The sequence below is a fragment of the Moorena sp. SIO3B2 genome, from assembly GCF_010692525.1.
In the GTDB taxonomy this organism is placed as follows: domain Bacteria; phylum Cyanobacteriota; class Cyanobacteriia; order Cyanobacteriales; family Coleofasciculaceae; genus Moorena; species Moorena producens.
Window position 1 is genome coordinate 1 of the sequence record NZ_JAAHHE010001004.1, and the last position, 1,021, is coordinate 1,021.

Consider the following 1,021-nt stretch of genomic DNA (forward strand, 5'->3'; position numbering starts at 1 on the left):
GGTTGGAACAAATCCTCCAAGGTTACTCCTGGGTGTTTACCCTGGATAACCATTATGTAATAGGAGGACAGGGGGATCGGATTGTAAGTGGGTTGGCAGAATTAGGATTGTCTGGGCAAATACAGGTAAGGCAATTTGGAGTATTTAATATTCCGAAATGCGGTCAAAATCAGGAAGTGCTTCGTGCTCATGGGCTGGATGCTGAAAGTTTAGCATTTGAGATTAATAAAACTATAATGTAGCATTTTTAGTTAAGTTGTGAATATACTCCCTCAAGCCAAGGCAAGAGGCAAGAGGCAAGAGGCAAGAGTTACATTTGATAAATGTTATAATAACGGTAATTAAATAACAACTATTGCCTCAATTAATAGTACCATATAAGTGTAATGACCCCTTTGGGTAATTCAAAATTCAAAATAAAGAAAATCAGAAATTTGGCAATTTTTTAATTCTGGGTACAAGCCCCTACTGATAGCGAGCAATCCCTCGCTATCAGTGGTCTTCAATAAGTGGCGGGTACAAGCCCCCACTTATTGTCATTTTGAATTAATAATTTTTAATTTTGAATTGGAGCGAAGCGACTTGACTACCGTTTTATTTTGGGACATCGACAGCACTTTATTAACCACAAAACGAGCCGGGATATTTGCCCTAGAAGAGGCGGCTAGTGAGGTAATTGGTGAAACGGTTTCACTGACAAATATAGAAACTGCAGGAATGACAGACCCAATAATTGCCGCTAATATTCTAAAGCAGTACGGTTTGTCCCCAGAACCGAAATTGGTGGATCAACTGCTGGAAGGCTACGTTAACTACTTGCCTCAGAGTTTGCCCCGCCGAGAAGGATATGTCCTGGAGGGGGTAATTGAAATTCTAGATGCTTTGCATGATCGCACTGATGTGGTTTCGATGTTGCTCACAGGAAATATCGAAGCAGGAGCAAAGGCAAAATTAAGCTATTATGGCTTGGCTGATTACTTTAGTGGTGGTGGATTTTCCGATAAAACTGAAACTAGAGTTG

The 1,021-nt window shown here is 40.5% G+C and carries 1 protein-coding gene and 1 pseudogene; both read left to right on the plus strand.

The window, feature by feature from the left end; all coding sequences use genetic code 11:
- Positions 1-242, plus strand: a pseudogene (locus F6K38_RS43065) (transketolase C-terminal domain-containing protein); the annotation flags it as partial.
- 325 nt (positions 243-567) lie between these two features.
- Positions 568-1,021: HAD family hydrolase (locus F6K38_RS43070; protein ID WP_287361067.1), on the plus strand; the 454-nt coding region annotated here is incomplete at its 3' end.